22 protein-coding genes and 1 CRISPR repeat array are annotated in these 23194 nt (G+C 67.5%); of the genes, 11 read left to right on the plus strand and 11 right to left on the minus strand.

The features are described 5' to 3' along the window. Nucleotides 1-6: 6 nt before the first annotated feature. The 8 genes from IEW15_RS06370 to IEW15_RS06405 form a co-directional block, all read right to left on the minus strand. A complete protein-coding gene (locus IEW15_RS06370; RefSeq protein WP_229707861.1) occupies nt 7-354 on the minus strand; it encodes a hypothetical protein in 348 nt (115 codons plus the stop codon). A gap of 92 nt (nt 355-446) precedes the next feature. Continuing rightward, entirely contained in the window at nt 447-1379 is a 933-nt protein-coding gene (locus tag IEW15_RS06375) for an ABC transporter permease (protein ID WP_188575929.1), read from the minus strand. Beyond that, nucleotides 1372-2541 (minus strand): ABC transporter permease, encoded by a 1170-nt coding sequence (locus tag IEW15_RS06380; protein ID WP_229707862.1) that lies wholly within the window; start codon nt 2539-2541, stop codon nt 1372-1374. The genes IEW15_RS06375 and IEW15_RS06380 overlap by 8 nt, the downstream gene beginning before the upstream one ends. Continuing rightward, a complete protein-coding gene (locus IEW15_RS06385) occupies nt 2541-4097 on the minus strand; it encodes an ABC transporter ATP-binding protein (protein WP_188575931.1) in 1557 nt (518 codons plus the stop codon). Before IEW15_RS06385 ends, IEW15_RS06380 begins: the two co-directional genes overlap by 1 nt. Continuing rightward, the gene (locus IEW15_RS06390) at nt 4094-5188 is read right to left on the minus strand and encodes a BMP family ABC transporter substrate-binding protein (protein WP_188575934.1); all 1095 of its coding nucleotides are present in this window, start codon (nt 5186-5188) and stop codon (nt 4094-4096) included. Before IEW15_RS06390 ends, IEW15_RS06385 begins: the two co-directional genes overlap by 4 nt. 67 nt (nt 5189-5255) lie before the next feature. Continuing rightward, nucleotides 5256-5645 (minus strand): VOC family protein, encoded by a 390-nt coding sequence (locus tag IEW15_RS06395; RefSeq protein WP_188575936.1) that lies wholly within the window; start codon nt 5643-5645, stop codon nt 5256-5258. A gap of 50 nt (nt 5646-5695) precedes the next feature. Next, nucleotides 5696-6706, minus strand: a complete 1011-nt coding sequence (locus IEW15_RS06400) for an isopenicillin N synthase family dioxygenase (protein ID WP_188575938.1) — start codon at nt 6704-6706, stop codon at nt 5696-5698. Nucleotides 6707-7102: 396 nt separating this feature from the next. Then, nucleotides 7103-8068 carry a D-2-hydroxyacid dehydrogenase gene (locus IEW15_RS06405; protein ID WP_188575940.1) on the minus strand — a complete coding sequence of 322 codons (966 nt, stop codon included), beginning with the start codon at nt 8066-8068 and terminating at the stop codon, nt 7103-7105. A 243-nt stretch (nt 8069-8311) separates the two neighbouring features. On the opposite strand from IEW15_RS06405, the gene IEW15_RS06410 reads away from it, so the two are divergent. Continuing rightward, entirely contained in the window at nt 8312-8839 is a 528-nt protein-coding gene (locus tag IEW15_RS06410; protein WP_188575942.1) for an Mpo1 family 2-hydroxy fatty acid dioxygenase, read from the plus strand. 73 nt (nt 8840-8912) lie between these two features. Here IEW15_RS06410 and IEW15_RS06415 read toward each other — a convergent pair whose 3' ends face one another. Further along, nucleotides 8913-9428: a winged helix-turn-helix transcriptional regulator gene (locus IEW15_RS06415; protein ID WP_188575944.1), complete on the minus strand. Its 516-nt coding sequence runs from the start codon at nt 9426-9428 to the stop codon at nt 8913-8915. Nucleotides 9429-9634: 206 nt separating this feature from the next. On the opposite strand from IEW15_RS06415, the gene IEW15_RS06420 reads away from it, so the two are divergent. From IEW15_RS06420 to cas2, 10 genes are all read left to right on the plus strand, one after another. After that, the gene (locus tag IEW15_RS06420) at nt 9635-10615 is read left to right on the plus strand and encodes an NAD(P)H-dependent flavin oxidoreductase (protein ID WP_188575946.1); all 981 of its coding nucleotides are present in this window, start codon (nt 9635-9637) and stop codon (nt 10613-10615) included. Between the two features lie 337 nt (nt 10616-10952). Continuing rightward, nucleotides 10953-11876, plus strand: coding sequence for a pirin family protein (locus tag IEW15_RS06425; protein WP_188575948.1), 924 nt, complete (start codon nt 10953-10955; stop codon nt 11874-11876). Between the two features lie 141 nt (nt 11877-12017). Next, nucleotides 12018-12521 (plus strand): DUF4149 domain-containing protein, encoded by a 504-nt coding sequence (locus IEW15_RS06430; protein ID WP_229707863.1) that lies wholly within the window; start codon nt 12018-12020, stop codon nt 12519-12521. 149 nt (nt 12522-12670) lie between these two features. Continuing rightward, entirely contained in the window at nt 12671-15103 is a 2433-nt protein-coding gene (cas3, locus tag IEW15_RS06435; RefSeq protein WP_229707864.1) for a CRISPR-associated helicase Cas3', read from the plus strand. A 291-nt stretch (nt 15104-15394) separates the two neighbouring features. Next, on the plus strand, nt 15395-16063 hold the full coding sequence (gene cas5c / locus IEW15_RS06440) for a type I-C CRISPR-associated protein Cas5c (RefSeq protein ID WP_188575952.1): 669 nt from the start codon (nt 15395-15397) through the stop codon (nt 16061-16063). Beyond that, a complete protein-coding gene (cas8c, locus tag IEW15_RS06445) occupies nt 16060-17970 on the plus strand; it encodes a type I-C CRISPR-associated protein Cas8c/Csd1 (RefSeq protein ID WP_188575954.1) in 1911 nt (636 codons plus the stop codon). Before cas5c ends, cas8c begins: the two co-directional genes overlap by 4 nt. Before the next feature lie 60 nt (nt 17971-18030). Next, a complete protein-coding gene (gene cas7c / locus IEW15_RS06450; RefSeq protein WP_188575956.1) occupies nt 18031-18921 on the plus strand; it encodes a type I-C CRISPR-associated protein Cas7/Csd2 in 891 nt (296 codons plus the stop codon). Nucleotides 18922-18984: 63 nt separating this feature from the next. After that, entirely contained in the window at nt 18985-19683 is a 699-nt protein-coding gene (gene cas4, locus IEW15_RS06455) for a CRISPR-associated protein Cas4 (RefSeq protein WP_229707865.1), read from the plus strand. Next, nucleotides 19680-20753 (plus strand): type I-C CRISPR-associated endonuclease Cas1c, encoded by a 1074-nt coding sequence (gene cas1c, locus IEW15_RS06460; RefSeq protein ID WP_188575958.1) that lies wholly within the window; start codon nt 19680-19682, stop codon nt 20751-20753. The genes cas4 and cas1c overlap by 4 nt, the downstream gene beginning before the upstream one ends. A 43-nt stretch (nt 20754-20796) precedes the next feature. Beyond that, nucleotides 20797-21087: a CRISPR-associated endonuclease Cas2 gene (gene cas2 / locus IEW15_RS06465; protein WP_188575960.1), complete on the plus strand. Its 291-nt coding sequence runs from the start codon at nt 20797-20799 to the stop codon at nt 21085-21087. 229 nt (nt 21088-21316) lie between these two features. Continuing rightward, a CRISPR array of direct repeats spans nt 21317-21938; the repeat unit is 32 nt; unit sequence GTCGCTCCCCGTGCGGGAGCGTGAATTGAAAC. Between the two features lie 239 nt (nt 21939-22177). Here the strand turns inward: cas2 and IEW15_RS06470 are convergent. Together IEW15_RS06470 and IEW15_RS06475 are read right to left on the minus strand one after the other, a co-directional pair. Further along, nucleotides 22178-22561: a hypothetical protein gene (locus IEW15_RS06470; RefSeq protein ID WP_188575962.1), complete on the minus strand. Its 384-nt coding sequence runs from the start codon at nt 22559-22561 to the stop codon at nt 22178-22180. A gap of 345 nt (nt 22562-22906) precedes the next feature. Beyond that, nucleotides 22907-23161 (minus strand): FitA-like ribbon-helix-helix domain-containing protein, encoded by a 255-nt coding sequence (locus tag IEW15_RS06475; RefSeq protein ID WP_188575964.1) that lies wholly within the window; start codon nt 23159-23161, stop codon nt 22907-22909. Nucleotides 23162-23194: the final 33 nt, after the last annotated feature.

Here is a 23194-nt window from a genome sequence, read left to right on the forward strand (position 1 = left end):
TGCGGATCAGCGGGCCGGCTTGGGCGGTGGCGCCGGCTGCCGGTTGCGGGTCACGTCGGCATTGCCCGGCGCGGTCTGCGACGGCGGATCGCTGGCAGGAAAGCTTTCCTCGACGCCTTCGTCCAGCCGCTCGTCGATATGGGCGTCGTCGGCGGCCTCCGCCTCGTCCTCTGGCGGCCGTTGGTTCGCGGGGGTGGATTTGTGAGGGCGGGTGACCGCCGGCGGGTCGCTGGCCGGAAAACTGTCATCGATCGCTTCGTCCAACTGGCTGGCCTTGCGGGCCGTCTCGTCTTCGCGCATGGCATCGGCCGCCTGATCGGCCCTGGTGCTGTTCTTGGTGTTGGTGCTGTCCATCGCGTCGGATCCTCCTTGGGGGGCCATTCTGATGTGCGGCCGACAGATGCGGCCTGCAACCCTTGGAGGCTGTGTCAGTTCCGGGGCAGCGTTCAGGCCCGGTCCTCGCGCAGATAGGGACGGCCCAATGCCGCAGGCCCCATGCCGCCATCGCGGCGCATCACCGCCGTTGCGACCAGCACCGCCAGCGCCGCGAGATAGGGCGCCATGAACAGGATGAAGGTCGGCACCGCCACGCCGGTTGCCTGAAGGCGTGGCACCAGCGCTTCGACCGCGCCGAACAGCATGGCGCCACCGATGGCACCGACAGGGCTCCACCGCGCCAGAATGACCACGGCGATGGCGATCCAGCCCCGGCCATTGGTCATGCCCTCGATCCACATCCGGCTGCCGGCCAGGGCCAGATAGCCGCCGGCCAGGCCCGACAGGGCGCCGCCGGCCAGCACGGCGGCAAAGCGGGTGGCGTCCACCGACACACCGGCGGCATCGGCGGCATCCGGTGCCTCGCCGACCGCCCGCAGTTTCAGCCCGCTATCGGTGCGCGCCAGATACCACCAGACCAGCACCACCAGCGGCAGGCAGACATAGAGCAGAGCATCCTGGCCGAAGATGGCAGGGCCGATGCCGGGAAGATCGGCGCCGGCCCAGTGGTCCAGGCGCGGGAAGCCGGGCACGCCGCGCTGGGCATAATCGCGGCCCAGCAGGCCGGTGATGCCGGCGCCGATCGCCGCCAGGGTCAGCCCGGTCACGACCTGATCGGCCTTGAACACCAGGCAGGCGAGCGCGAAGACCAGCGCCAGGGCGGCCCCCGCCAGCACGGCCGCGATCGCCCCCAGCTCGGGACTGCCGGTCAGCAAGGCGGTCACCGCACCGGCCAGCGCGCCGCAGACCATCATGCCTTCGGTGCCAAGGTTCAGCACGCCGGCGCGGCCGGCGATGATCGTGCCCAGGGCTGCCAGCAGCAGCGGCATGGTCATGGCCGGTGTGGCACTGGCCCAGTTGGTCAGGAACAGGGCGTCAAACATCGCCGGGGCTCCGGCTTGCATGGATGCGGATGCCATAGCGGGCGATCATGTCGGCCGAGACCATCGAGACCAGGATCACCCCCTGGATCAGCAGCACCACGGCCCGCGGCAGTTGATAGAACACCTGTGCGGTATCGCCCGCCACATAGAGCCCGGCGGTCAGGATGGCGACCACCACCACCGGCAGCACGCCGAAGCGGGCAAGGAAGGCGATGACGATGGCCGAAAATCCGGTGCCGGTGGCGAGTGCCTGGGTCAGCCTGAATTCCTGGCCGGCCGCGATCATGAACCCGCCAAACCCCGCGAGGGCACCCGACAGCAGCACCGATCCGGCGATGACACCCGCCACCGGCAGCCCGCAGGCAAAGGCTACACGGGCATCGGCGCCGACGGCGGCCACCCAGGCACCGATGCGCGACCGTTCCGCCACCAGCCATAACAGGCCGGCGATCATCAGGGCCATAATCAACCCGATATGGACCTTGCCCCAGCCCAGCTGGGCCAGCCGTTCGATGCCCGGCTGATAGCTTTCGGAATAGGGAAAACTGCTGGCCGGATCCTTCCACACCCCGAACACCAGATGCTGCACCAGCAGGGCGGCCACATAGTTCAGCAGCAGGGTGGTGATGATCTCGTTCACCCCCAGCCGGCGTTTCAGGATCAGCGGTGGCAGGGCGCCCAGCATGCCGCCGGCCATGGCGGCCAGCGCCATCAGCAGCAGGCGTGCTTCCGGCGCGCCGGCATCGGTGACGGCCACCCAGGTGGCGAAGATCGCGCCCATCCAGACCTGGCCCTCGATGCCGATGTTCCAGAACCCGACACGCAGGGCCGCCGCCGCCGCCAGCCCGACCACGATCAGCGGTGTCGCCGCCACCATGGTCAGCGACAGCCCCTCGGCGGTGAAGAAGGTGAAGATGACGAATTCGTTCAGCACGTCGCGCGGCGGCACGCCCGATGCCGCCAGCATCAGCACCGTCAGCCCCAGCCCCACACCCAGGCCCACGACCAGGGCCGCCAATGTGTGGCGGGGCCGGACGTCGCGCCGTGGTGCCATGGTGACCCGCCAGGGCAGATGCCACCGCCGGCGTGGCCGGCCGGCTATGGGGCCGGCCATGGGGCCGGCCATGGGGCCGGTATGGGTGGTTGGCAGGGGCGTGGTCATCAGGCGGGCTCCGCCATGGGGGCAATGGGGGCGATGGGAGTATGGGCCGAGGCATGTCCGGCGACCATCAGGGCGCCGATCTCGGCACGGGCGGCGCCGCGCGGCAGCTCACCGACGATGCGGCCGCGATTGATCACGCCGATACGGTCGGATACGGCCAGGATCTCGTCCAGATCGTCGCTGATCAGCAGCACGGCGGCGCCAGCATCGCGGGCGCGGATCAGCCCGGCGCGCACGGCACGGGCCGCGCGCACATCCAGGCCGCGCGTCGGGGAATGGGCCAGCACCACGGCGGTATCCGGATCGTCCAACTCGCGCGCCAGCACCAGCTTCTGGGCGTTGCCGCCGCTCAACAGCCTCGCCATGGTGCGCGGACCCGCGCCGGCGATCTCGTGAACCGCGATCGCCCTGCGGGCCCTGGTCTCCATCGCCTTGCGGTCCAGCCAGATCCGGCCGCCGCGCAGCCGGGTCAGCGACAGGTTCAGCGCCACCGGCAGGCTGGCTGCGAGTGCGGTGTGAAAGCGGTCGGCCGGAACGATCCTCAACCCGGCACGGCGCCGCGCTGCCGGCGGCTGGCGGTCGAAGGCCTGATCGTCGATGACGATCTGCCCGGCATCGGCCCGGCGCAGGCCCGCGATCATCTCGGCAAGTTCCGTCTGGCCGTTGCCACCCACGCCCGCCAGCCCATAGATCTCGCCGCCATGCACCGCGATCTGCACCCCGTGCAGCATGGGGGCGCCGTCATCGCGCCGGCCGGCGAGGTCGTTGACATAAAGCCGCACCAGCCCTGGCCGGGCGGGTGCCGGCGGATCGGCAGGCTCGGGATCGCCCACCATCAGCCGCGCGAGTTCGGCGGGGCCAAGGCCATCGGCCGGCAGGTCATAGGCCACGGTCTCGCCCGCGCGCATCACCGTCACCCGGTCGGCCACGGCTGCGATCTCGTGCAGCTTGTGGCTGATCAGAATGATGGCGCGGCCTTCATCCGCCAGCCGGCGCAGGGTGGCGAGCAGGGATGCGGCCTCGCTGTCGGCCAGAACCGCGGTGGGCTCGTCCAGGATCAGGATGCGGGCGCGGGTGATCAGCGCCTTCACGATCTCCACCCGTTGCATTTCGGCGACCGACAGATCGGCGACGCGTGCCGACGGGTCCAGCGCCAGCCCGGCTTCGGCGCCGGCATCGGCGATCCGTTGCGCGATGCCGGATGCCGACAGGCCCTTCAGGGCACGGCCGCAGGCGAGGCGCAGGTTTTCGGCCACCGTGAAGCCGCGCACCAGTTTGAAATGCTGGTGGACCATGGCGATGCCAAGGCTGGCGGCGATGTCGGGATCGGCCGCGTCGACCACGCGGCCCGCCACCGACACCCGGCCGCGATCGGGCGCATAAAGCCCGGTCGCCACCGTCATCAGCGTCGATTTGCCGGCGCCGTTCTCGCCCAGAAGCGCGTGGATCTCACCGAAGCGGGCGACGAAGCGCGCCGCTTTCAGCGCCGGCTTGCCATCGAAGGATTTATCGAGTCCGGCAAGCCCCAGCGCCTCTCCGCCGCCCGCGACGGTCATTTCGGCAACGTGCCGCTGGTGCCCTGGACCAGGAAGTCCATGGCGAACAACTGCCCCACATCCAGTGTGGCGCCGTCGGCCACCACCACCTTGCCCGACTGGTCGGTGATCGGTCCCTTCCAGATATCCAGGCTGCCATCGGCGATCGCGGCCCTGGTCTTCAGGATGCTGGCCTTCTGCGCGTCGGTCAGGGCGGTGCCGGTGAAATCCGAGATGTCGACCACACCGGTCGACAGACCCTCGAAATAGCTGCCGCCTTCGAACGTGCCGTCGATGGCGGCCTTCACCTGCGGCACCACGAAGGCGCCCCAGTTCCAGGTCGCGGCCATGATATGGGCGTTGGGGGCCGAGGCCGACATATCGGCGTTATAGCCGATCGACTTCACGCCCGCGCGTTCAGCGGCGACCTGCGGTCCGGGCGTGTCCTGATGCTGGCCGATGACATCGGCGCCCTGTTCGATCAGCGCCTTGGCGGCGGCTTCCTCGCGCACCGGGTCGTACCAGGTGTTGGTGAACGATACCGCCACCTCGGCCTTGGGGTTGACCGACTGCGCGCCGAGGGCGAAGGCATTGGCATTCCACAGCACCAGGCCCAGCGGATAGGCGGCGACGAAGCCCAGCTTGTTGGATGTGGTGGCATAGCCGGCGGCCATGCCGGCGAGGTAAAGCGACTCGTAAGACCGGCCGTAATACGATGCCAGATTGGGCGCCGTGGTATAGCCGGCGGCATTCATGAACACCACGTCAGGGTGGCGGGCGGCGGCTTCCTTGAAGGCGTCGGAATAGCCGAAGGCGGTGCCGATGATGATGTTGAAGCCGCGGCCGACATAGCGGTCGATCACCTGCGACACCCGCTCGGTCACCTCGGGGATGCTCTCGGTATAGGCGGTTGGAATGCCAAGCTCGGTCTCGATCGCCTTGCGCGACTGGTCGTGGGCCCAGGTCCAGCCCAGATCGCCGACCGGGGCGATATAGATGAACGCGACCTTTGGGTCGCCCTTGATGCCCATGGCCGCATCGGCGGGTGCCGGTGTGGCCGACATCAGGCCGAGTGCCACCATCGCCGCCATAAGGGCTGCGCGTATCCGCATGTGATCTGTTCCTTGGGAAGACGTGTCAGACGGGTAAGGGTGGGGGCGCGGTCGGTCCGGGTTCGTGTCAGTCGAGCATCTTGTTGATCCGGAAGACATTGCCTTCCGGGTCGAGCAGCACGGCCTGATACCAGTTGTAATAGGTGTGATAGGGCGCCTTGATCAGCGTGGCGCCCATCTCCACCGCCTTGGGCACCATGGCGTCGACCTCCTCGACGGTGTCGACATCGATGTTCAGCAGGAAGCCTGCGCCGGTGGGGTTCGAGAAATCCTGAAGCGTCAGCAGTTCATAGGCGTCGGGCGCATTGAAGCCGATGGCACAGTGCCCGGCATCGATCCCCCGGAAGATCGGCGATCGGATCGCCTCGATCTCGGGGAAGCCGAAAACCTCGCTATAGAAGCCCGACAACGCCACCACGTCGCGGGCGAAGATGTTCACATAGCTCAGATGCGCCATCAGGCGTCACTCCCGGTCATGGACGACATCGTTCGTGGGACGCCTGTCGGTCAGGCGGCGTCGCGGCCCTGGGCGGTCTGCTTGGTGAACTTCATGTACAGGTGGTCGCCGGACGAGACCGGCGCGTATTTCGGGGGATGGTCAGGGCTCTGGCAACTGTCGAGACAGGTGACCATCGCGTCGTAATTCGGCTGATGAAAGAACACCAGCGAGATGCGGCGGCTGTCGCCGGCCTTGTCGCGTGGCGGGTTGATCACCCGGTGCATGGTGGAAATCCAGGTGTCATTGGTCCACTGCATCATCAGGTCGCCGATATTGACCACGAACGAGCCGGGGATGAACGGCACGTCGACCCATTCGCCCAGCTTGTTGCGCACCTGCAATCCGCCCGGCCGGTCTTCCTGGCGGACGATGGTCAGGCTGCCATAATCGGAATGGGCACCGGCGCGCATCTGGCCGGGCAGCGGCTCTTCGGCCTGGCTGGGGTAGTTCAGCACCCGGAACATGCTGATATGGCGGTCGATCTTGTCGTCGAAGAAGCTCTCGGGCAGATCCAGCGCCAGGGCGAACAACCGCATCAGATCGGCGGCAAGCTGCTCCTGCGCGGCGAAATAGGCCTGCCACACCGGCCGCAGCTCGGGCAGGTCGTCATCGGGCCACAGATTGGGCGCGAAATGCACCGCGGCCACGCCTTCGGTGAAATAGGGGTCGTCGGCGGGCACGTCGAAGGGGCCGACCGAGAAGCTTTCCTTGAGGTCAGGCGGGGTCGGATCGTCGAGGCTGTACGACAGACCTTCCTCGGCCAGCCCGCTATAGCCGCGGACCTGATCGGGCGAGGGCTGGCCGACCTTGCGCTTCAGCGGCTCGGGCAGGTCGAAGAACCGGCGCGAGACGTCATAGGTGTCGGACACCAGATCCGCCGGCACACCATGGCCGGTGATGACCATGAAGCCGATATCGCGGCAGGCCCGGCCGATTTCTGCCGCGACCCGGGCCTTGCCCTCGGGCGTGCCCAGGTAATAGCCCGACAGGTCGATGACGGGAACGTTTTCGAGTGGCATTGATGCCTCCACAACGCGGGGACCGCTGGCGCGCCGGTTTGATCGGCGCGCATATTCTGGGCGGCATGGCCCGCTGCCAACGCCGGCACGTCGCGATCAGGCGGCATTCCGGGCTGTCGGGTATCGGGCCAGGTGCTGCGTTCGCATGCGGGGGCATTGCGTCGGCGACCTGCTGCGGGGCAGGGACGCTGGCATGGCAGAGATACGCAAAACCCATGCCACAGGCAGGGAGAAGTCCTGCCATCGCATGGTCAGGAAAAGCCTGACCATCTGGTCAGTTTTCCGACGGCCGGCGTTCAGGATTTGATTAAATATTCACCATATGCACACTCCATCGCCATTGTGCCGGAAGTGTCGGCAGAAGTGCCATGAGCATGGCCGGCTGGCGATGCCGGGTCAGTCCATGATGCGGGGCGTGACCAGATGGGTCAGGGGCGCGCCGGCCGCGAGGCGGTTGACATTGTCGACCGTGACGTCGGCCAGCCGCTGGTCGATGGCCGCCGAGCCATTGCCGGCCACATGGGGCGTGATGATCAGATTGGGCGCGCGCCACAACGGATCATCGGCGGGCAGGGGCTCGGGGTCGGTGACGTCCAGACCGGCGCCCCCGATCCGGCCTTCCAGCAGGGCCGCGAGCAGGGCGGTCTTGTCGACCACCGCGCCGCGCGCGACGTTGATCACCAGGGCATGGTCCGGCAGCGCGTCCAGAACTGTGCGGCCGATAAGCCCGCGGGTGGCATCGCCCAGCGGCAGGCAGGCATAGAGCACGTCGGTACGCGGCAGCACCGATGCCAGATCGCCGATCGGCACCACTTCGTCGGCCAGTGGGTGGGGGCTGGCGCTGCGGGTTGCGGCGATCACCCGCGCGCCGAACGGCTTCAGGCGCCGGGCCGTCTCCACGCCGATCGATCCGAAGCCGAGCATGGTGACGGTGCGGCCTTCCAGCGAGCCCATGTCGCGCTGGATGCTGCGATCCCATTCCTGGCGGGCATGGGCGATGGCGGCGTCGGGCAGCCGGCGGATCAGCGCCAGCATCATGGTGAGGGCGTGTTCGGCGACCGTGGGGGAATAGGCGCCGCCGGCATTGGCGACCAGCAGGCCATCGGGCACCCCATGGCCATCGAGAGGGTCGAAACCCGCGGTCAGCAACTGGACGAGTTTCAGCCGCGGCCTGGCCGCCGCCACCAGATCCCGCACCTTGGGCGACCAGTATTGCGAGATCATGGCAACCGCATCGACACCGTCCGCCAGGGCGCGGGCGAAATCGTCGCCGTTCTGGGCGACGATCGGCTCGTGTCCCGACTCTGTCAGCTGTGCCGCCACCATGTCGCGACCATTGGGGGTCCAGACGGCGATGCGCATGGGATGGCTCTCCTGCTCGAAAACGGGCGGTGCGTGGCCTGATTGTGATCCACCCTTAAGTGCCGCGTGCGCGACGATTCCGCAAGCTTTTGTCGGCGGCGCCCCGGTGCTGCGGCTGTCTGTGTGGGCCATGTTCGCAATAGGTCTGGCAACGGACGCCGCCGCGTCACATATCTTTGGAACGATGCAGAAGCAGACCTGACCGGAGGCCGTAACCGCCGGCATGAAGGGAGGACAAGGGCGATGGAGAAGCTCGTCGACCGTCTGGCGTCCTATGGCGCCTATCACCGCGACATGCGGAATATTCTCACCCATTTCATCGGCATACCCATGATCGTGGCCGCGGTCGCCATTCTGCTGTCACGGCCGATCGTGGATCTGGGCGACCTGTCGCTCAGCCCGGCGATGGTGGTGGCGGCGCTGGCCGCGATCTATTATCTGGCGCTGGATCTGCGCTTCGGGCTGGTGATGACCGCCCTGTTGGCGCTGACGGTCGCAATTGGCGATGCGCTGGCCGTGGCACCGATGGCGGTATGGCTGGGTTGGGGCCTGGGGCTGTTCATGGTCGGCTGGGCGTTCCAGTTCGCCGGCCACTACTATGAAGGCCGCAAACCCGCCTTCCTCGACGATCTGGCCGGACTGCTGCTGGGGCCCTTGTTCGTGGTCGCCGAGGCGGCGTTCATGGTGGGGCTGCGGCGCGAGGTCGCGTCCGCGATCGAGACCCGTATCGGTCCGGTCCGGGTGCGGGAGCGGGGCCGCCAGCGCGGCTGAAGCCGCGATCCCGCCGGCCCGCGGCTGACGCCGCGATCCTGCCGGCCATGGGGGTGCCGCGCGCGTCGGGCGATCAGCCCGTCGCGCGCCCGGCGCTGCCATGGCGGCCATAGACGAAATAGCGCTCGGCATCCTCATCCGTGATACCGGGCCCGGGTTCCACCGACACCTCGCGCGGATTGACCGGCTCGCCGCATTCGGAACAGGCCATGACCGGCTGAAACACATGGCCGCAGGGCAGGTGGCGGTGCAGCACCGGCACGCCGTCGCTGTCGCTGCGCCAGGTGTCGCCCCATTTCAGAATCGACATCAGCACCGGATAGAGGTCGAGCCCCTTCCGCGTCAGGCGGTATTCCTCGCGCACCGGCCGATCCTGATAGGGCACGCGCACCAGCACCCCGGCCTCGACCAGCTTGCGCAGCCGGTCGGCCAGCACATGGCGGGTGATGCCCAGGCGCGACTGGAAATATTCGAACCGTCGCACCCGCATGAAGCACTCGCGCAGGATCAGCAGCGTCCAGCGGTCTCCGATCACCGAGAGGGTGCGGGCGATCGAGCATTGCTCTTCTTCCAGTTCCTTCCACCGCATCTGGTGGCGTCTCCCTTGCTTCGCCGGCCGCAGGCACCGGTCGCGATGCCATAGCCTAGCTTGACAGGTTCCAATTTGGAACGCACTCTTGGAAGGTTCCTATATGGAACTGACCAGCATGGATGCCACGCCGCCGCCTTGTGTTCCGCCCCGAACGGGCCTGTGCCGCTGAGCCCGCAACAGAAACCGCCTGGAGACGCCCACCGATGAGCCTGCCTGAAAGCTTCAAGCGCCGCCTGCAACTCCCGGTCATCGGGTCGCCGCTGTTCATCCTGTCCAACCCCGATCTGGTGATCGCGCAGTGCAAGGCGGGCATCGTCGGCTCGTTCCCGGCGCTGAACGCGCGCCCCGGCCCGGTGCTGGAAGACTGGCTGAAGCGGATCCGCGACGAGCTTGGGCAGTGGGACGAGGATCATCCCGACCAGTTGTCGGCGCCTTACGCGGTGAACCAGATCGTGCACCGGTCGAATGAGCGGCTGGCCCATGACATCGACATGTGCGTGAAATATCAGGTGCCGGTGGTGATTTCGTCGCTGGGCGCGCGCGAGGAGCTGAACGAGGCGGTCCATTCCTATGGCGGCTTCGTGCTTCACGACGTGATCAACGACCGCTTCGCCCGCAAGGCGATCGAAAAGGGCGCCGATGGCCTGATCCCGGTCTCGGCCGGCGCCGGCGGCCATGCCGGCACCTGGTCGCCGTTCGCACTGGTTCAGGAAATCCGCACCTGGTTCACCGGCACCATCGCGCTCTCAGGCTCGATCTCGACCGGCGCCTCGATCCTGGGTGCTCAGGCGATGGGCGCCGACCTCGCCTATATCGGTTCCGCCTTCATTGCCACGACCGAGGCGAATGCGACCGAGGCCTACAAGCAGGCGGTGGTGGACAACAGCGCCGCCGATATCGTCTACACCAATCTGTTCACCGGCGTGCATGGCAATTATCTGCGCCCCAGCATCGTTTCCGCCGGCCTCGACCCCGACAACCTGCCCGAGAGCGATCCGTCGAAGATGGATTTCGGATCGGGCGGCGGCATGAAGTCGAAGGCGTGGCGCGACATCTGGGGCTGCGGCCAGGGCATCGGCGCCATCGATGCGGTGCAGCCGGCGGCCGAGCTGATCGCCCGTTTCAAGCGCGAATATGCCGAAGCCCGCGCCAGCCTGATCGACCGTTCCGCCGCCTATGTCTGACCCTATGACCCAGACGGCCTTGTGACTGCGCGGCGACGGCCAGACCCGTCGCCGTCCCGACGCACCCTCCCGGTGCAGCACCTCGGATGCCAGGGCGCCCGTGTTCATCCGGACGCCCGCCCACTCCCCCTCGGCATCCAGCCCCCGACCTGTCAGGCCGGGGGCTTTTCTTTGGGGCGCCGTCTCTTCGGGGTGCCGCCCGACCGTCGCCCTGGCGGCGACACAGCGTCGCTGGCAGGCCGGCTTTCGCGGCGGTGGCCGTCGGGATAGGCTGGCTGGTGGTGTGGATGGCCGGGCGTGGCCGTCTTTCGTGGTGTCGCCAGCGGAAGGGCAGAGCATGAGCAGGATCGACGGCGCGCGCGCGGGCGAGGCGGAGCCGGGTGGCTGTGCCGCTGTGGAGATGGTGATCCGTGGCCGGGCGCGGGATATCGGCGGGCTGAATGTCGCGCGGCTGCTGCCCTATGCGAAGCGGCGCGCGGTGGGGCCGTTCGTGTTCTTCGATCGCATGGGGCCGGTCAGCTTCGACCCCGGCACCGGGTTGGACGTGCCGCCGCATCCGCATATCGGGCTGGCGACGCTGACCTATCTGTTCGCCGGCGCCATTGTTCATCGCGACAGCCTGGGCACGGTGATGACCATCCGGCCCGGCGCCGTCAACCTGATGACCGCCGGCCATGGCGTCGCCCATTCCGAGCGCATGGCGCCGGAAGACCGCGCCTCGGGCATGGTGCTCGACGGGGTGCAGATCTGGCTGGCGCAGTCGCAGGGCGACGAGCAGGGTGCCCCCGGCTTCAGCCATCATGCCGCCGACGATCTGCCGGAGCTGCGCATCGCTGCCGGTGTCGGCCTGCGGGTGGTGGCGGGCGAGGCCTTCGGCGCCCGGTCGCCGGTGCCGGCCCCCGGCGGCGCGCTGTGCCTGGACATCATGCTGGATGCCGGCTGCGCGATCGAGATCCCCGACGACGTGCCGGAGCGTGCGCTGGCGATCATCTCGGGCGATGCCGCGATCGATGGCGTGGTGCATGAGGCGGGCGGCCTGGCGGTGCTGCGGGCGGGCGCGCGGCCGCTGGTGCAGGCGACCGAGGCGCCGGTGCGCGTCATGCTGATCGGCGGCCCGCCGCTCGATGGGCCGCGGGCGATGTGGTGGAACTTCGTCGCCAGCGACCCGGCGCTGATCGAGGATGCCAAGCGCCGCTGGGCCGATGGCGACTTCCCGCCCGTGGCCGAAGAGACCAGCCGCCTGCCGCTGCCGCCCGGCTGAGTGCCGGGCATCGCCACCTTGTCACTCGGCGGTCACGGGTGCCATTGACCGGCCACAGGTGACACCCGCCGGTCACGGGTGCCACAGGCCTGCCTCTCTCTGGTTGCGCGATGCTCGCAGGCGGGTGGTGGAGCCGGTGTGGTGCGCGCGCCATATCCACTGGTGATGAAGCGGCCGCAGATGGTGGCGGCCGGCAGTGGCGACAGGATGGCGCGGATGACCAGCATGGCAGCATCGGCAATGGTGGCACTGTATGTGTCGGGCATCATGCTGGGTGCCATGGTGTTTTTCTCCGGCATCGTGGCGCCGACCGTGTTCACCACACTGGAGCCTGAACCCGCCGCCCTGCTGATCCGCCGGATCTTTCCGCGCTACTATCTGGTGCTGATCCTGGCCGGCTTCGTCGCCGCCATCGCAGCCGCCATGGCGGCGCGCTGGCTGCCGACGCTGTTGTTTACCCTGGTTGCAGCCGGCGGGCTGGTGGCGCGCCACGGCATCATGCCGGCGGTGAACCGGGCGCGCGATGCCGAACTGGCCGGTGGCCCGTTCGCCGGCCGCCGTTTCCAGCACCTGCACCGTGCCAGCATGCTGCTGAATGTGGCGCAGTTGATCGCCGCCGCGATCGGGTTTGGCCTGCTGGCCTGATCGCCGGCGGCAGATCGACATTCCCTCATCAGGGTGCATTGCACCATGGTTATTTCTCTTGATGCGATTTGTTCCAAAAGGATAACATGCGGCGGCATCGCCTCAATCGCCATCGCATGTGGTGTGACATGCCGTATTACGCGCATTCCGTGAAGGACCAACCCGAGGAACGCTGGCATGGGCTGGCCGATCACCTGAGGGCGGTGGCGGCGCGTGCCGGGGTGCACGCCGGGCGCTTCGGCTATGGCAGCGTCGCGGCTGCGGCCGGCCTGCTGCACGACACCGGTAAGTATTCCGAGGCCTTCCAGCGCCGGTTGCGCGGCGATTATGCCAAGGTCGATCATTCCGGCTGGGGCGCCAGGGTGATGCGGGATCTGATTGCCGCCGAGCCTGGAGGGCGTGGCGCATCGCGTCTTCCCGGCGCCCAGGCGATCCTGTATGCGGTGGCCGGCCATCATGCCGGGCTTGCCGATTTCGAGGCCGATGACGGCGGCACGCAGGCCCTGAGCGAGCGCCTGAGGGGCCGGTTCGAGGATGCCGGCGCCTGGACCAGCGAGATTGCGCCGCCGGTGCCGGATGCCAGTTGGCGGCGGCTGCCCCCGGCGCGCTCCGGCCCCACGTCATACGCCCAAGACGATAGCGGCTTCCGCTTCGCGGTGCTGACCCGGATGATCTTCTCCTGTCTGGTCGATGCCGACTATGCCGACACCGCCCGGTTCTTCGCCCTGGCCGAAGGCCTGCCACTGCCGGATGAAGGCCAGAATGCCGCGCCGCTGGCGGTGCTGAAGGCGCGGGTGGATGCCTATGTGAACGGGTTGGCGGCGGCGGCGGCCGATCGTGCCGCCGGCAATGCCGGCGCGATCGGGGTGGTGGCCGCGCGCGCGACCGTGCTGGCCGATTGCCGGGCGGCGGCCTGCCAGCCGGCGGGGGTGTTCTCGTTGAGCGTGCCGACCGGCGGCGGCAAGACCCTCGCCTCGCTGATCTTCGCGCTGGATCATGCGATCGACCGTGGCATGGACCGGGTGATCGTGGTCATCCCCTATACCTCGATCATCGAGCAGACGGCGGAGGTGTTTCGCACCGCGCTGGGGCCGGATCTGGCCGATCAGGTGCTGGAACATCATTCGGCCTTCGACACCGAGGCCGAGTTCAAGCGCCGTGGCATCGAGGCCAACGCCGAGCGCTGGCAGGCCCGCGACAAGCTGCGCCGGGCGATGGAGCGCTGGGACCGGCCGATCATCGTCACCACCGCCGTGCAGTTCCTGGAAAGCCTGTTTTCCAACCGCCCGGCGCGCTGCCGCAAATTGCAGGCGATCCCGCGATCGGTGGTGGTGATGGATGAGGCGCATATGATGCCGCGCGGCCTGCTGCGCCCGACCATCCGGATGCTGGACGAGTTGGCGCATAATTACGGCGTCAGCGTGGTGCTATGCACCGCCACCCAGCCGGTGCTGGTGGCACCGGCGCCGTTCGATCCGGAAACCGTCGACGAGGACGCCGAGGTGGAGGTCGAGGCTCTGGGCCTTGAGGGTGGTTTCGCCGATGTGCGCGAGATCGTCGCCGATCCGGCGGCACTGTATCGGCGGCTGGCGCGGGTGCGGGTGGTCGATGGCGGGGTGATGGATGATCAGGCGCTGGTCGCGGGTCTGCGGGCGGAACCGCAGGCGCTGGCGATCGTCGGCACCCGCGCCCATGCCCAGCGCCTGTTCCAGGCGCTGGCGGCGGTGGCGCCCGATGGCGTGTTTCACCTGTCTGCCCTGATGACCCCGGCACATCGCAGCCGGCGGCTGGCGCAGATCCGCCAAGCATTGGCCGAGGGCCGCCCCTGCCGGGTAGTGTCGACAACCGTAATTGAATGTGGGGTCGATATTGATCTACCTGTGGTGTTCAGGGCGGCGGCTGGTTTCGATTCGATCGCCCAGGCGGCGGGGCGGTGCAATCGCGAGGGCCGGATGGGCATGCCCGGGCAGGTGATCGTGTTCCAGCCGGCCGATCCGGCGGATGTGCTGAAGCGGGCGCGGCCGGCGCTGAGCGCCGCCGAGACGGCCCGCGCCGACATGGTCCGGCTGGGGCTGGACGACCCGCTGTCGCCGGTGGCGATCCAGCGCTATTTCCACAACGCCTTCTGGGCGGCGGGCGCTCGTCTTAACAAATGCGATGCCCTCGACGAACACAACCTGATGACCCTGCATAAGAAGGGTGCCGGCCATCTGTCGATCCCGTTCGCGACCATCGCCAGCCTGTATCAGGTGATCGACGACGACACGATGCCGCTGCTGATCCCCGGCACTGACCCTGAGATCGCCGACCGCATCGCCGCGCTTGAGGCCGACGACCCGAAGGCCCTGGCGGATTTCGGCGGCCTTGGCGCGGTGGCGCGGGTGCTGCAACGCCATGCGGTGACCATCCCGCCCCGCGAGCGCGCCAGACTGATTGCCGACTACGCCGCGCGGGTGGTGAACGAAAAGCGCTATGACAAGCAGTTCGTGGTCTTGACCAACAAGGACATTTATCGGGAGGACGTGGGGTTGGTGATTGGGGATCCGACGTTTCTGAGCGTGAGCAGTCTGATGCCCGGCTAACGGATGATGGGCTCAGGGCTGACCACAGAAGCGTTAGAAATTTTTCTTGAATTCGCGGGAAAAGCTATTCATTCTTGACCGCAAGAGGTGACATATACTCTTTTAGGCTGCGTGAGCGGCTGTCCTGTCATGTGAGGTCGCTCGTCGACGGTGCTCAGCGTCTGCCAATGCGCCTCGCCGACGCGTGAATTGAAACTGACGATTTTGGGGTCCGGCCTGTCGCGGGGGTGCTGGTGCGCCAGAGCCCCCGCCTGCTGGCCTGAGTGTCGATGTTCGGGGAGCGAATAGAGGATGGCCTATGGCGTCCGTCTCCACATATCCGGTCCGCGCGCGTTGTTCACGCGCCCGGAAATGAAGGTCGAACGGGTTTCCTATGACGTCATCACGCCATCGGCGGTGAAGGGTGTGCTGTCGGCGATCCATTGGAAGCCTGCGATCGCATGGCATGTCGACTGCATTCGCGTGCTGAACCCGATCCGGTTCGACACCATCCGCCGCAACGAGGTGGGGTCGAAGATCGCGCCGGGATCGGTGTCGAAGGCGATGAAGGCCGGCTCGACCCGCGGCCTGTATACGCTGGTCGAGGAAGACCGCCAGCAGCGCGCCTCGGTGGTGCTGCGCGATGTGGCCTATGTCATCGATGCCCATTTCAGCCTCACCGACGCGGCCGGCCCTGACGACAACGAGGGCAAGCATCTGGACATCTTCAACCGCCGGCTCGCCCGTGGGCAGTGCTTCCAGCAACCCTGCCTGGGCACGCGGGAATTCGCCGCCGATTTCGAGCCGGCCCCCGACCCGCTGCCCGATCCCCATCCCGATCTGGACGGCCAGCGCGATCTGGGCTGGATGCTCTATGACATCGATTATGACCGGGGCGCCCAGCCGCGCTTCTTCCGCGCGCGGATGGTCGACGGTGTCATCGCGGTGCCGCCACCCGATAGCGACGAGGTGCGGTCATGATCCTTCAGGAGCTTGCCGCCTATTATGACCGGCGGATCGAGGGCGGCGACGACACGATCCCGAGCGAGGGCACGTCGGAAAAGGCGATCGGCGCCGCCATCGACCTGAGCGACTGGCAGCTGGGTGGTGTGCCGGTCATCCGGCTGCTGGGCGACCGGTCGGGCAAGAAGGTCAAGCCGCTGCGCATGGCGGTGCCGGCTGAGATCAAGCGCACCTCAGGCGTGGCCGCGAATTTCCTGTGGGACAAATCCGCCTATGTGCTGGGGGTGAAAAGCGCCGGCAAGGATCCGGCGGCGGGCGTGGTTCCGGCCGACAAGGAATTCGAGGCATTCCGCCAGTTGCACGCCGATGCCCTGGCCGGCACCGAGGACGCGGCCCTGCAAGCCTTGCTCGCCTTCCTTGGTGACTGGACGCCGGCCCGCGCGGTCGAGGCGGTGGAACAGGGGCAGATTCCGGCCGAGGTGATCGACGCCAATCTGATCTTCACCTATGGCGCCGGCCGCGTGCCGATGCTGCATATGCGCCGGGCCGCGCGCCGGGCCTGGGATGGGCGCCGGGCGGCTGTCGCCGGCGGGGTCGGGCGTTGCCTCGTCACCGGAGACCTGGCGCCGGTGGCCAAGCTGCATCCGTCGATCAAGGGGGTGCGCGGCGCGCAGAGTTCAGGTGCGTCGCTGGTGTCGTTCAACCTTGATGCCTTTACCTCCTATGGCAAATCGCAAGGGGGCAACGCGCCGGTCTCGGAGTCCGCGGCCTTCGCCTATGGCACGATCCTGAACCATCTTCTGGCCCCTGAGAGTGGCCATCGGGTCCAGATCGGCGATGCCACCACCGTGTTCTGGACCGATGCGCCCAAAGATGCCGACGACGTCGCGGGACGCCTGCTGACCAACGCCGTTTCCCCGGCCTATGGCCTGATGGACGAGCCCGCCGCCGAGGCGGAGGCGGGCGACGACGACACCCCGGCCGCCAAGCCCAAGATCGATCTGCGGATGAGTGATGCCGAGGCGCAGCGCGTGCGCACCGCGCTGACCGCGATCGCCCAGGGCCGCGCGATCCAGAATGTCGAGCCCGAGCTTCTGCCCGACACTCGGCTGTATGTGCTGGGGCTGGCGCCCAATGCCTCGCGGCTGGCGGTGCGGTTCTGGCATCAGGACAGCCTGGGCGGCTTCGTCAAGCGGCTGCACCAGCATTGGCGCGATCTCAGGCTTGAACCGGGGATCGATGGCGGCCGGCCGGTCTCGATCTATGCGCTGCTGCGCGCGCTGTCGCCACAGGACAAGGTCGACAACCTGCCGCCCAAGCTGGGTGGCGACATCATGCGCGCGGTGCTGAACGGCGGTCCATACCCTGCGAACATGGCCGCGCTGGCGCTGATGCGCATGCGCGCCGACGGCAATATTTCAGCCCTGCGCGTGGCCATGGTCAAGGCCTGGCTGGTGCGCGCGATGACGCTTTCGCCCGAGGAGAGGGAGACCCGACTGGTGAGTCTCGACCTGGAAGACAAGAATGTCGGCTACCGGCTGGGGCGGTTGTTCGCCGTGCTGGAAAACCTTCAGCGCAAGGCGCTGCCGGGGCTGAACGCCACCATCCGCGATCGCTATTACGGCGCCGCGTCGGCGACCCCGGCCTCGATCTTTCCGGTGCTGATCCGCAACAGCACCCATCACGCGGCGCGGCTGCGCAAGAATAGTGGCGGGTTGGCGGTGTGGTATGACCGAACCATCGCCGAGGTCATCGATGGCCTGCCCTCGCATCTGCCCGCCCATCTGACCATGGACGATCAGGGCCGGTTCGCGATCGGCTATTTCCATCAGCGTCAGACGCAGATGCAGACCGCCCCCGATCCGGTGAAGGCCGCCGAGACCGCCGAACCGTCGGAGATCGACGACGACGACCAGCTTAACTGATCCACTGGTCGGCCCGCGCCGTCCGCCACCATTCATGCCTCTGCGAAAGCACCCGATCCGATGACCGCGATCACCAACCGCTATGATTTCGTCTATCTGTTCGACGTCACCAACGGCAATCCCAATGGTGACCCGGATGCCGGCAACCTGCCGCGCATCGACCCCGAGACCAGCCATGGTCTGGTGACCGATGTCAGCCTGAAGCGCAAGGTGCGCAATTTCGTCGACATCGCGGCCGAGGGGCCGGGCCATGAAATCTATATGCGCGAGCGTTCATACCTGAACGACAACCATATGCGGGCCTATCAGGCGCTCGACATCACGCCCGAGAAGAAGAAGCTGCCCAAGGAGGAAGAGAAGGCGCGCGCGCTGACCGCGTGGATGTGCGCCAATTTCTACGACGTCAGGACGTTCGGCGCGGTGATGACCACCGAGGTCAACACCGGCCAGGTGCGCGGCCCGGTGCAGTTGACCTTCGCCACTTCGGTTCATCCGATCCTGCCCATGGAAATCTCCATCACCCGCATGGCCGCGACCAAGGAGGAGCCGGGCAAGAACGACATCCGCACCATGGGCCGCAAGCATATCGTGCCCTATGGCCTGTATCGCTGCCACGGCTTCGTCAGCGCGCATCTGGCTGGCAGGACCGGGTTTTCCGAGGATGATCTGGCGCTGTTCTGGGCGGCGCTTCAGACCATGTTCGACCACGACCGGTCGGCCGCGCGGGGCGAGATGACGGCGCGGGAACTGGTGGTGTTCAAGCATGACAGCGCGCTTGGCAATGCCCCGGCGCACAAGCTGTTCAAGCGGGTGACCGTTGAACGCGCGCCCCAGGCCGACCTGCCCGAGGGCGACGCGCTGCCGCCGGCACGCGTCTTCGAGGACTACGCGGTTCATGTCGATACCGCCGATCTGCCGGCCGGGATCAGCGTTGAACGGATGATCACCTGACGCCTTCACAGGATCGGCGGCACAGGGGCGGCGCCACGGGACGGGCGCATGCGGGAGGGGGCCATGATGGACGAGACCGCCGAGGCTGCCTCCCTGCCGATCTCGGGGCTTCAGCACTGGCTGTTCTGCCCGCGCCAGTTCGCGCTGATCCATGTCGAGCGGATCTGGGCGGAAAATGCGCTGACCGCCGAGGGGCGGATCGCGCATCAGGCCGTGGACCGGGGCGAGGCCGCCAGCCGTGGCAGCCTGCGGCGGGTGACGGCGCTGCCGCTGGTCTGCCACGATCCGCCCGTGCATGGCGTGGCCGATGTGGTTGAACTGACCATGAGCGACGGGCGCGGGCGGGCGCGCCGAGTGGTCGCGGCCCTGCCGGTTGAACACAAGCTGGGCCGCCCGAAAGCCCACCGCGCCGATGAGGTGCAGCTATGCGCGCAGGCCCTGGCGCTGGAAGAGATGTATGGCATCACCATTGCCGAGGGCGCGCTGTTTTATGGCCGCACCCGCCGGCGGCAGGCGGTGGCGTTCGACGACGAGCTGCGCCGGTTGACGCGGCGCGTGGCGGCCGAGGCGTCGGCCTGCCTCGCCGCCGGCACCACCCCGCCGGCGGTCTACGACCGCAAGCGCTGCGATGCCTGCTCGCTGGTTGAAACCTGCCGGCCGAAGGCGCTGGCGGCGGCGCGCCCCGGCCGGGTCGCGGACTGGATCGCCGCCCGTCTGGCAGGCGATGGCGGACCGGTCGCCGATGGGGAGGGGGCCCTGTGAAGCGCTATCTGAACACGCTTTATGTCACCACCCAGGATGCCTGGGTGGTGAAGGACGGCGCCAATCTGGTGGTGCGGCTGGATCAGGCGGAGATCGGCCGGGTGCCGATGCATCTTCTGGGCGCTGTGGTCGGCATCGGGCTGGTCGGTTTCACGGCGCCGGTGCTGGCCGCTTGCGCCGAGGCCGGCATCACCGTATCGATGCTCGACCGCAATGGCCGGTTTCAGGCGCGGGTGGAAGGGCCGGTCAGCGGCAATGTGCTGTTGCGCCGGGCCCAGTATCGCGTGGCGGACCAGCCGGCGCAGGCGGCGATCTATGCCGGCGGCGCGCTGCTGGCCAAGCTCGACGGCCAGCGCGCGGTACTGCGTCGGGCCTTGCGCGATCATGGCGCGGCCATGACCGCTGATGCCGGCGCGGCCCTTGCCGGCGCCGAAACCCTGATCGGCACCGCACTCGCCCGCGTGCAGCGGATCATGGCGGCGCCAGAAGCTGATGCGCAAGGTGTGGGCGCGCTCGACCGGCTGCGCGGCATCGAGGGCGAGGCGGCGGCGCAGTATTTCGCGGTGTTCGGCCATCTGCTGCGCGTGGACGATCCGGGCATGCGCTTTGATGGCCGCAGCCGGCGGCCGCCGCGCGACCCGGTGAACGCGCTGCTGTCGTTTCTGTATGTGCTGCTGACCCATGATTGCCGGTCGGCGCTGGAAACCGTGGGGCTCGACCCGGCGGTGGGCTTCCTGCACCGCGACCGGCCGGGGCGGCCAGGGCTGGCGCTGGACCTGATGGAGGAATTCCGCCCCGGCCTTGCCGACCGTCTGGCCCTGACCCTGATCAACCGGCGGGAGATCGGCGCCGGCGATTTCACCCGCGACGCCGCCGGCGGTTTCACATTGAAGGACGATGCCCGCAAACGCGTGCTGGTCGCCTGGACGGAACGCAAGCGCGAGACCCTGACCCACCCGTTCCTGAACGAGCCGGCGGCCTTCGGCCTGATGCCGCATCTTCAGGCGCTGCTGCTGGCGCGCACCCTGCGCGGCGACCTCGACGCCTATCCGCCCTGGCTGCCGAAATGACCATGCTCGCGCGGTGCCGCATCATCCACCAAGGCGCATCGACATGATGGTTCTGGTCAGCTATGACGTCCGCACCGACACGCCCGCCGGCCGCCGCCGCCTGCGCCGCGTGGCCCGCGCCTGCCAGGATTTCGGCCAGCGGGTGCAGTATTCGGTGTTCGAATGCGATGTCGACCCGGCCCAATGGGCCATGCTCCGCGCCCGCCTGCTCTCAGAAATCGACCCCGACCACGACAGCCTGCGCTTCTATCGCCTTGGCGCCAACTGGCGCCCCAAGGTGGAACATGTCGGCGCGAAACCCGCCACCGATTTCGACGCGCCGCTGATCATCTGACCCCACACCACAACGCCCCCACGCCCCGGCTTTGCGCCCCTGCGGCCCGGCTTTGCGCGAACCCCAAGCACACACAAAAACCCCGGGAGGTTCGCGGAGCGGATTTCCCTTTGATGTCAGTCACTTGAAAATTTTGATGTCATGACACACATGCTATGGTCTGACTCTCGCAGGGGGTTCGCGGAAATCGGCTTTTTCCGTTAGCAGAATCAAGCTATTACAGGGGGGGTGAGCTCCCCGTGCGGGAGCGTGAATTGAAACGGGATGTCGCACGGGGCGCCATCACCCTGCCCATAGCTCCCCGTGCGGGAGCGTGAATTGAAACCTCGTCCCGCAACTCTGCGATGCGCCGCCGCAGAGCTCCCCGTGCGGGAGCGTGAATTGAAACAATGAATGCCGGTGAGCCCTCGTGGTAGACCGGATGTCGCTCCCCGTGCGGGAGCGTGAATTGAAACGCCGCGACCGATGTCGACGGGCTGGTGGTGATGGTCGCTCCCCGTGCGGGAGCGTGAATTGAAACCGTGAACTTCGGCCGGTCGCCATCGGCCGGCAATAGTCGCTCCCCGTGCGGGAGCGTGAATTGAAACATGGCCCTCGCGCCGGCCCTGAGGCAGCAGCTCGTCGCTCCCCGTGCGGGAGCGTGAATTGAAACCGGGTGGCTGGGCCGGCGGTGCCGGACTTGGCTAGTCGCTCCCCGTGCGGGAGCGTGAATTGAAACTTGTTGCCAAATTACCGAAAAAAGGCTGATTAAACAGTCGCTCCCCGTGCGGGAGCGTGAATTGAAACCCATGCGGGAACGTTTGAGCCACGCATTGACAGGTCGCTCCCCGTGCGGGAGCGTGAATTGAAACGCAGCGCTGGTCGCCGAGGTCGGCGATGTCTCGCGTCGCTCCACATGGGGAAGCGTGGCTTAAAGCCTCCTGCGCCGGTGCCGACGCACCGGCCGCACGGTCGCTCCCCAAGCGGACGCAATGCATGCCCTGACGATGGAGCGCCAGAGCCAGTAGACAGCCGGCTTTAACCGCGCCGGGGTTTTTCGTCCCGTCTGGCACTTCAACCCCTTACATACGGTTGCATTTTCCAGCCAGGATCAGCCCGCAGTCTGTTCCCGCCGCGCCAATGTCAGATAGCGCGTCAGGTTGCGCGCTCCGGCGGCGGCGGCTTTGAGATAGCGGTTGCGGTCATCGGGCGTCAGGTCGGGGCTGTCGGCGATCGCGATGTTGAGGCCGACCAGATAGGATTGAAACGCGGCGCCGGCGGTGGAGGTCGCTGTCAGGGTCAGTGCCTGGGCGGCTATCGCGTTGCGCCATGTGTCGAGGGCGATACAGATGCCGGGCTCGCCCTCTGGAGCCGACCAATGCTCAAGAACCTGATCGTCGAGAATGGCCCAATCCGCCGCCAGGGTGGCAACGGGGCAGGGGCCTGTCTGATGTATTGCGCCATCAGGCGTATTGGCAGGGCTTGGGCTGGTCATGTTGCGGTGGTCCACGCGATCGTCCGGGGTGTGTCGTGATCGGATTGACGGACTGATTCTGACCAAATGATCCAGCCATTTTGATGGCGGATTTCATAGCACCAATATGGTTCATCACCCCGTTCTGAAGAACCATTTTGGTGTATCACGCGCAGGACTATGCCCGGTTGTACACTTGCATGCGGCCATTCCGATAAACCGGGGGCCCACGGGGGCCTTCGGCCCCCGTGCCTCTTCCTTGCCTTCCGGCGCTCTTCCGCTCCGTCCCTCCGTCCCGGCACCGCCGTCCGGCTGGCGCTCCGGCGGGGCGGAGCGGCTCGGAGATCACAGTGGTGCCCGGCCGGATTATCCGAGGTCGATCGGTTCTGCGGGCGTGCGATCACGATCGATATCGAGCGTCACGCCGCCCGCTTCCCGGCCGATCGCCGCAAGCAGGGAGCCGAGGCGGATTCGACCCTCGGTGATCTGGTGTTCGGGTCGAACCGCGTCTTCCAGGATGGCCCGCAGTTCGGCTTCCGCGCTGCGTCCATTCATGGCGGCGCGGACGCGCAGCGCATGTTCGGTTTCATCGGAGAGGTTTCTGACCGTGATCGACGCCATGTTACCCCCTGCACGTGATGGCTGACGTTTAAG

The sequence above is a fragment of the Tistrella bauzanensis genome (genome assembly GCF_014636235.1).
Classification (GTDB): Bacteria; Pseudomonadota; Alphaproteobacteria; order Tistrellales; family Tistrellaceae; genus Tistrella; species Tistrella bauzanensis.